3 protein-coding genes and 1 pseudogene are annotated in these 6235 nt (G+C 35.9%); all 4 read right to left on the bottom strand.

Annotated elements, in window-relative coordinates:
- Window positions 1-102 (bottom strand): annotated as a pseudogene (locus tag Q7P22_RS00690) (tRNA (adenosine(37)-N6)-dimethylallyltransferase MiaA); the annotation flags it as partial.
- Window positions 103-111: 9 nt separating this feature from the next.
- Window positions 112-2070, bottom strand: coding sequence for a DNA mismatch repair endonuclease MutL (mutL, locus tag Q7P22_RS00685; RefSeq protein WP_303859630.1), 1959 nt, complete (start codon window positions 2068-2070; stop codon window positions 112-114).
- A gap of 28 nt (window positions 2071-2098) precedes the next feature.
- On the bottom strand, window positions 2099-4711 hold the full coding sequence (gene mutS / locus Q7P22_RS00680) for a DNA mismatch repair protein MutS (RefSeq protein ID WP_303859629.1): 2613 nt from the start codon (window positions 4709-4711) through the stop codon (window positions 2099-2101).
- An 18-nt stretch (window positions 4712-4729) separates the two neighbouring features.
- Window positions 4730-6052: a tRNA (N6-isopentenyl adenosine(37)-C2)-methylthiotransferase MiaB gene (gene miaB / locus Q7P22_RS00675; protein ID WP_113921117.1), complete on the bottom strand. Its 1323-nt coding sequence runs from the start codon at window positions 6050-6052 to the stop codon at window positions 4730-4732.
- Window positions 6053-6235: the final 183 nt, after the last annotated feature.

Here is a 6235-nt window from a genome sequence, read left to right as displayed (position 1 = left end):
CGCAGAGATGATTTCACCATCTATTTTCTTAGCCAAGCGAACTCCCATATCTGTCTTACCCGATGCTGTAGGACCCACTAAAACGATCAATTTCTCTTTCATTTTTATCTCCTATTGGATTCTTTTAAATTGCTTTTCGAACTCATATTTTGTTAACTTCACTAAAATAGGTCTTCCATGAGGACATGTAAAAGGATAATCACAAGCGATTAAAGAATCGATTAATGAAGTGATTTCTTGTGGACTTAATCTCTTATTGGCTTTGATGGCCTTTTTACAAGCAATCCTGATGACCAGCTCTTGAAAAGCATCTACTTTTTTTATATCAACCTTTTTATCCACTTCTTGAAGGATTTCTAAAAGCAAAGAGCTGTCTTGTACTTTATTCGAAAAGATGGGAACCCCACGTAAGCAGATTGTATTGTCCCCAAACTCATCAAATTCAAAACCAATATTTTCAAACACATCTACATGATTCATAAGAAGAGCATAGTCGCTAGGAGGCAATTTTATATTAACGGGAATGACTTGCTGGGTAATCTTATCTCCACTTTTTAATTTTTGAGAGAGATTTTCAAAGAGGACTCTTTCGTGGGCAGCGTGTTGATCCATGAGAAGAATATAATCTTCACCTTCGAATAAGATATAGGTATGAAACAACTGACCTACTACATTCGTATGTTTAAAATAATCTGCAAATTCGTGATTGATTTTTGGTTTTTCTGCAGGTAATGAATTATCTTCTGGCACTTTGCTCTTTTGTTTCTCCTCTTTTATGGGTAAAAACAGATCTTTTTCTTTCGTTTGAGGTTTCCATTGACCAATATTTGTGTCTTTAGGAAGCTCAGGAGAACTACTATTTTTTTGCGTTACCTTCTTTGGCAATACTTCAACTTTACTTGGTGCCTCTTGAGCTAAAAGAGGAGTTATCTCCTGCTGTACAATATTCTTGTCTTCTGAATACACTTTTTCTACTTTAGGCGTGATTTCTTTTACTGTCGCATTGTCTCTTAAGGTTTTCCGAATTCCATCTTTAATAAGAAGAAAAATCAAGCTTTCATTTAGTATCTTAATTTTCGTCTTCGATGGGTGTACATTTACGTCTAACATATGAGGTGGAATATTAATATTTACAATAAACACAGGATGTTGATTGATCATAATGGAATTTTCATATGCTTCTTCAATTGCCCTAGAAATCTTTGCATCTTTTACATAACGATTATTAATATATGTGTATTGGTACTTCCTGCTGCTTTTGGTATAATTACTCTTTCCTAAAAAACCAGATATCATCAAGGGCTTATTTTCGTAATCGATGCTTATTAAAGAGTCTCCAAATTCACTTCCAAAAATACTGTAAATACAGTTGTGAAGACTGTCGTCTCCAGGAGTCTTTAGAACAGTTTTGCCATCTACGGTTAGAGAAAATGAAATATCTGGATGGGATAGAGCTAAATTTTCTCCTAGCTGTATGATATCCTTTGAAAGTTCATTAGATTTTTTCATATGTTTTAACCTGGCTGGCGTATTGTAAAAAATATCTTCTACACTGATAGATGTGCCTGGGCTAAAGCTTCTACGGATGATATGAGTCTTGTTGGCATCGACTCTCACATAGCTGCCTAAGTCTTCCTTTCTCGATTGAGTTTTTACGCTCACTTTTGAGATGGCAGCGATACTAGGCAGGGCTTCTCCTCGAAAGCCTAGGCTGTTGAGCTCATATAAATCTTCTAATCTATGAATTTTGCTCGTAGCATGGCGCTCAAAAGCCAGAGATACTTCCTCGGACATAATGCCACTGCCATTGTCCATAACTGTAATTTCCTTTTTACCACCATCGACAATGGAAATATCGATTCGAGTACTACCCGCATCGATGCTGTTCTCTACCAGCTCTTTAATGACAGCCCCAGGATCCGTAATCACTTCCAACCAATGGTTATACCCTTTCCAAGAATAGAGAATGCTGTTCTCTACCAGCTCTTTAATGACAGCCCCAGGATCCGTAATCACTTCCCCCGCCGCAATCTTAGCGGCCGTTTCATGATCTAATACTTGTATTGGCATTTTATCACCACCTTGCATTCTTACTACCCTAATTAATTTTTTTCTTCAAATTATACACATAATTCATAACCTCTATAGGACTCATATCTTCTATAGGGAGAGCCTTTAGGTCTTCGATGATCTGTTTATCTTGGTAATTGAAGAGATTAACTTCTGCTTTTGGATGTTGAAGCTCTTTTGTCTTTCTTAGAGGCACTTTAGCATCTTCGCTACTCTCTAAACCCATTAAGATTTCCCTAGCTCTCGTGATCACTTGCTCTGGAAGTCCTGCTAATTTGGCTACTTCGATACCATAGCTTTGGTCCGCACTTCCTGGAATGATTTTTCTTAAGAAAATCACGCCATCTTGGTTTTCCTGAACTTTTATGCAGTAATTTTTGACCCCTTCTAATAAAGCCTCTAATTGAGTTAGCTCATGGTAATGGGTAGCAAATAAAGCTTTGCCGCCAATTATTTCTTTATCGTGTATATATTCTGCAACAGGGTCCGAAATATTTAGCCCATCAAAAGTACTTGTCCCTCTTCCAATTTCGTCTAAAATAATCAAACTATTATGTGTGGCATTTTTTAATATATTTGAAACCTCGCTCATCTCAACCATAAAGGTACTTTGACCTAATGCCAAATCATCCGATGCCCCTACCCTAGTAAAGATTCGGTCTACAACTCCAATTTTTGCCTTTTCCGCTGGAACATAACAGCCTATTTGAGCCATTAAAGTAATAATGGCCACTTGCCTAATAAAAGTAGATTTTCCAGCCATATTAGGCCCTGTAATAAGTAGCATTCGATTGTCATTACAATCTAATGATACAGAATTGGGCACAAAATCTTTTTTGTCCATCATATTTTCTACTACAGGATGGCGACCCTCATAAATCAGTATTTCATCTCCAGAATAAACAATGGGCTTTACATAATTGTTTTCATAGCTCACTTTGGCAAAAGAGAAGAGCACATCTACAATACTGATGATCTCTGCAGATTTTTTGACTCTTTGTACGCCTTCTAGAACAATATTGCGTATTTCTTGAAAAATATCGTACTCTAAGTCAATTACCTTTTCTTCTGCGTTTAAAATTTTGCTTTCAATATCCTTTAGTTCCTCTGTATAATACCGTTCAGCATTCGCTAATGTTTGCTTTCGAATGTAGTTTTCTGGCACTAAATCCAGATTCGTCTTTGTTACTTCAATATAATAGCCAAAGACTTTATTAAACTTGATTTTTAAAGATTTTATGCCCGTTTTTTCTTTTTCTGCATTTTCTAAATTTAAAATAAAATCCTTCCCGGATACATTAATTTCCCTATAATAATCTACTTCTTCATTGTAGCCACTGCGTATAATATTTCCTTCTTTCACGCTAATAGGTGGCTCTGGATGAATACTCTTTTCAATTAAATCCCTAATATCTTCTAGTGGATCTAATTGTGTATTTAATTTTTGAAGATAATCACTATCTAGACTCGATAATGTTTCTTTGAGAGAAGGAATCATAGAGAGAGAATTTTTTAATGATAAAAAATCCCTTCCATTACAGTTTCCAAAGGAAATCTTGCTAATTAATCTTTCTAAATCGTAGATGTTTTTTAAATCCTTCTCTAGTTTAAGCTGAAGGGACACATCTTCTAAGATAGCGCCTACTGCATCTAGTCGATAGTTGATATTTTCTACATCTATTATAGGTTGATGAATCCAGTCTTTTAGCTTTCGTCCCCCCATAGACGTTTGAGTCTTATCTAGCACTTCTAAAAGGCTACCTTTTTTGTCATTTGTGCGCATATTTTCCGTCAATTCAAGATTTCGTCTAGTAGAAAGATCCATAGCCATATATTCATCGACTACGTATCTTTGCAATTTATCAATATGAGATAAAGCCCTCATTTGAGTTTCTTGTAAATACGTTAGTAAAGCACCACTTGCTCGAATAGAATACTCATCTGCTTCAATCCCTAAACCTGTCATAGAGTATACAGAAAACTGCTCTTTTATGATGTCTTTGCTGCTCTCTAAATTAAAGTATTTATTTTGAAGAATATTTACATAAGAGTCAAATCTTTTTTCTATATTTTCCATGAGCCATTTATCTTTAAAGAGAACCGTATTAACGATCATCTCCGAAGGCTTGTATTTTGCAATTTCATCAAGTAGCTTTTCCTTTGGATTTTTTGCACGGATGACTTGTGAAGTCCGAAACTCTCCTGTAGAAACATCTACTATACCTATGCCAAAATCCGTCATATTGTAGTATATACTCATAAGAAAATTATTGTTTTTTCCTTGAAGCAACTTTCCATCGTTGACGGTTCCTGGCGAGATTACTCGCACAATCTCCCTTTTCACTAAACCTTTCGCCTGCTTAGGATCTTCTACTTGCTCACAGATTGCTACTTTGTAGCCTTTTTCGATGAGCTTTGCAATATAGTTTTCACTAGCATGATAAGGAACGCCACACATGGGCGCCCTTTCTTCTAAGCCACAATCTTTACCCGTCAGCGTAATCTCTAGCTCTCTCGATGCGGTTATGGCATCGTCAAAGAACATTTCATAAAAATCTCCTAATCTGAAAAAGAGTATGGCATCTTTTACTTGCTCGTGAATCTCTAAATACTGCTGCATCATAGGCGTCAAACCTGCCATAATCACACCTCCCTTCAGTTATACCTGAACACCGTCTAAGCTAAAGCTCTTTATTCCAGTTATCTTTACTTTCACAATTTGACCAATGGATCCTTCATCTCCAGTAAAATTAACTAATTTATTGGTATCTGTTCTACCTGCTAATTTATTCGGATTATTTTTACTTGGCCCTTCTACTAAAACCAGAACCTCTTCTCCGTCATAGACGCTATTAAGCTCTCTTCCAATATCATTTTGCACATCTAAAAGTCGGTTTAATCTGTCGTGCTTTACATCTTCGTCTATTTGTTCTTCCATTTTTTCAGCTGGAGTACCACCTCTAACAGAGTAAAGGAAAGTAAATGCAGAATCAAATTTGCATTTTTGAACTACATCAATTGTATCCTGAAACTCTTCTTCTGTCTCCCCTGGAAATCCCACGATAATATCTGTAGAAATGGCGATATTGGGAATTCTCTTTCTGATCTTTTCCACTAAAGCAAGGTAATCTTCTTTTGTATACTTTCGATTCATCACTTTTAAAATCCTACTATTACCTGCTTGGAAAGGCAAGTGAATGTGATTGCATACTTTTTCTTCTTCTGCAATAGTCTCTATGAGTTCATCAGAAAGATCCTTTGGATGAGAAGTCATAAAGCGAATGCGCTCAATGCCATCCACTTTGCATAGTTTTCGAAGTAGTCCAGCAAAGGAAATAGGATTGTCCAAAGTTTTCCCATAAGAATTAACATTTTGACCTAATAAAGTAATCTCCTTACAACCTGACTGGGCTAAAGACTGAACCTCTTTTACGATGTTTTCAGGCTCCCTACTGCGCTCTCTTCCCCTAGTATAAGGCACAATACAATAGCTGCAAAAATTGTTGCAGCCATTCATAATAGATACATAAGCTTTAAAAGAGTATTTGCGATCTGTAGGCAAACCTTCTACAATCTGTTCGCCATCTTCCCAAACATTGACGACCATTTCCCTACGTTCTAAAAAATCAGATAGTAAATCTGGAAACACGTGAATATTGTGAGTTCCAAAAATTAAATCTACAAAACGATATTTTCTTTTAATTTCGTTGACGATTTCTTCTTGTTGCATCATACATCCACAAATGGATAAAATTAAATTTGGCTTTTGTTCTTTTAATTTTTTATATTTACCTAGATGACCAAAAAATTTGTCATTTGCATTCTCTCTAACACTACAAGTATTGAGTATGACCATATCAGCCTTGTTATCTTCATCTGTAGGCTGATAACCTAAATCTTTTAGCAATCCAGAAATTTTCTCAGAATCATTTTCATTCATCTGACAACCGTATGTCATGATTTTAAAATACTTTTCTAACATTTTTCACCTCGTCTGTTTTAAAGATACATTATATCAAAATATGAAGTTGTTTTGTAGGGGTAATAAAAATATCGCAGAATTTTTGCTTTAAGGGGGAAATCTTTTAAAATGAGGTGGTCAGGTAGTCGGGTGGTCAGGTGGTCAACAAAAACTTCAAAATCAGGGAACTCGCCTTAAGGCGAG

Origin of the sequence: Alkalibaculum bacchi, assembly GCF_937875145.1 — a bacterium.
Lineage (GTDB): Bacteria > Bacillota > Clostridia > Eubacteriales > Alkalibacteraceae > Alkalibaculum > Alkalibaculum bacchi_A.
This window is presented reverse-complemented; position numbering and strand designations above follow the sequence as displayed.